Genomic DNA, 3,023 nt, shown 5'->3' on the forward strand with positions numbered 1-3,023 from the left:
ACGTAATCGTCCATGCCGGCTGCCAGGCAGCGCTCGCGGTCGCCATCGACGGCGTTAGCCGTTAGCGCGATGATCGGCAGCTGGCGCGGCAGGCGGCCATCGCGCTGCCAGGCACGCACCTGCGCCGTCGCCTCGAAGCCGTCCAGTACCGGCATCTGGCAGTCCATCAGCACCAGATCGTAGCGTTCGCGCGACAAACAGTCGAGCGCCACCTGGCCATTGTCCGCCACGTTGTAGCCCACCCCGAGGGAATCGAGCATGCTCGACGCGACCAGCTGATTGATCGGATTGTCCTCGACGACCAGCACGTGGGCGGCCACTCCGGCAGCCAATCGCTCGGTGGCCGACGGCAGTGGCACGGCTGGCGCGCTCTCGGCGGCAACTGCCTGCCGTGAGCAGGCGGTAGCGATTGCGTCATCGAGGTCGGACTGACGCACGGGTTTGCGCAGGTAACAGTCGATCAGCGCGTGCGGGCGGTCCGGGTGATCGGTGCTGACACTTGCCGCCGACAGCATGATCAGTGGCAGGGCCGCCCAGCGCGGATCGGACCTGATCTTTTGCGCCAGTTCGATGCCGTCCATCTGCGGCAGGTGCAGGTCGACAATTGCCAGGTCGAACGGCGTCACGGCGGGCCGCCGCAATTCATCCAGTGCGGCGCACCCGCTGGTGGCACAGGTGCAGGTCATCGACCAGGCAGCGAGCTGATGGACGAGGTTTTCGCGGCTGCCGTCGTTGTCATCGACCAGCAGGACGTGCAAGCCTTTGTGGCGTGTGACCGCCGCGACCTGCGAACGCGCGCCGGCTTCCTGTTTGAGTAAGGGCACCTCGAACCAGAAGCGGCTACCACGGCCTGCTTCGCTGTGCAGTCCGATCTGGCCGTGCATCATCTCGACAAGCTGCCTGGCGATCGCCAGGCCAAGGCCGCTGCCGCCGTATAGCCGGGTGGTCGAGCTGTCTGCCTGGACGAAGGCGTTGAACAAGCGGCGCTGTGTTTCCTCGCTGATGCCGATGCCGGTGTCCGCGACATTGAAGCGAAAACGGGCTTCCAGAGGAGTCTCGTCGATTAACTCGAGGCCTACGGCGATCTCGCCACGGCTGGTAAATTTGACCGCGTTGCCTACCAGGTTGGTGATGATCTGGCGCATTCGAACCGGATCGCCCTTGACCGCCACTGGCAGGTTGGCGGGTACGCAGCAGGTCAACGCAACACCCTTGGCTGCAGCCTGCCTGGCGAAGATGGAAACGATATCGTCGAGCAGTTGACGAAGGTCGAAGCGGGTCGTCTCCAGTTCCAGCTTGCCGGCTTCGACCTTCGAGAAATCGAGAACATCGTTGATGATTCTCAGCAGCTGCTCTCCCGACTGCTGGACCGCGTCGGCAAAACGCCGCTGTTGCGTGGTAAGCCGCGTACCGCGCAGCAGTTCGTTCATGCCGAGAATGCCGTTCATCGGCGTGCGAATTTCGTGGCTCATCGCCGCCAGGAATTCGCTCTTTGCTTTATTGCCGGCTTCGGCGAGGTTTTTGGCCTCGCGTAAATCTTCGGTCACCCTCGCCAATACCGTCAAGGCCCTGAGCGGCAGTACCTTCACCACCAGATACACCAGGGCAGCAAACAGCAAGGCCGGTAGGACACTGCCCAAAACGTACCACAGCAGCGGGCGCATCGAGCCGGAGACGATGATCTGGCCGACCACGTCACTTCCATCGTGGAGCGGATAGGCCCGCTGCAACACTGGTTCCGGCGGGATCTCACCAGCCAGCGCGACGACCGACTGATCTTGGTAAAGCACCTGTACCTGTTCGTCGGTCAACGGTATCGGTTCGCGCGAGATCAGTCCCTGCACGCGGTTTTCGGCAAACATCCACGTGTCGGGGTTGCTGGTAATCAGGTTGCTCAGCGCCGAAGCCTTGACCCTGGCCTTGAAGTCGAGAGAATCGCCCAGGTCTCGATAGGCAATGAACAAATAAGCGAGGGGGATGCTTAGGGCGACCAACCACGCCAGCGCCAGCGCAGAGCGATGGACGCTGCGCTCGAGAGTGCGGCGCTGTTGCTGGTCCGGCATGGTCAGGGAACGAGGTGGCCGTTTTCTTCCAGGATCCTTCGCCCCTGCGGTGAGCGCATGAATTGAAGGAATTCTTTTGCTGCGGGCGTGGGTTCCTTCGGCAACACCAGATAGAAGTGCTTGACCATCGGGTAGCGTCCGGCGGACAGGTTCTCAAGGCTCGGCTCAACGCCGTCGAGGGCGAGGGGACGCAGGCTTCGATTCTCGGAGCGGATCAGGGCGATGGTCGTGACGCCGATGCTGCCCGAAACATGTTGCACCTTGTCGGCGGCTTCCTGATCGGTCGCGGCATAGGTCAGACCCGTGCGTTTCTCGGCGGCGGCAAGCGCTTGCTCGATCGCCGGGGAGAGGCGTGCGATTTGGCGGGTATTGTCGTCCCCCGGTTGGCGCATCACTGGCCGGATCTTGGTACCGTCCGGCCATGTTGTCAGTTTGCCGCTGTAGATGTCGGCAACTTGCGCCAGGGTGATCGAGGCGACCGCGTTGGCGCTGGCGACAGCGAAGACAGTGGGCGAGCGGGCGTATTCGACGGTCGTCATGCCATCCCGAGCTTCCTCATCTTTGGGCAGGCGGGAGGACAGGCCAATTTCGATGGCCCCCTTGGGCACAGCCCTGATCGCGCCGCTGGTACCGATGCTATCGAGGACGATGACCGTGGTTTCGGGGTGCAATTTGGTGAAAGCTTCACCCATCAGACGCATCGTGCCCAGTGCATTGCCGGTGCCAGCGATGCGTAGCGCGGCGGCACTGGCCGAAAAAGGAAGTAAAAGAAGGGTCATCAAGGTGGCAAAGATGATGCGGCGCGAAATGGTGAGCGTGGCTGTTGATCCGGTGAGCATTGGCACGATTCCCAAGAAAAATGAAAGAATGGTCGAAAAACCGCTCTGCTCATAGGGTACCCGCTGGTGCCCTGCGCGATCATCTTCTGTAACGGCAGACCAGCAGGGAGACTTGAGCGCT

At 62.2% G+C, this 3,023-nt stretch carries 2 protein-coding genes; both read right to left on the reverse strand.

What is annotated here, in order from left to right; translation table 11 throughout:
• Nucleotides 1-2,063: response regulator (locus RUW20_RS02865; RefSeq protein ID WP_313950689.1), on the reverse strand; the 2,063-nt coding region annotated here is incomplete at its 3' end.
• A gap of 2 nt (nt 2,064-2,065) precedes the next feature.
• On the reverse strand, nt 2,066-3,023 hold a 958-nt coding region (locus RUW20_RS02870; RefSeq protein WP_313950690.1), incomplete at its 5' end, for a substrate-binding domain-containing protein.

The organism is Accumulibacter sp., from assembly GCF_032229525.1.
Lineage (GTDB): Bacteria > Pseudomonadota > Gammaproteobacteria > Burkholderiales > Rhodocyclaceae > Accumulibacter.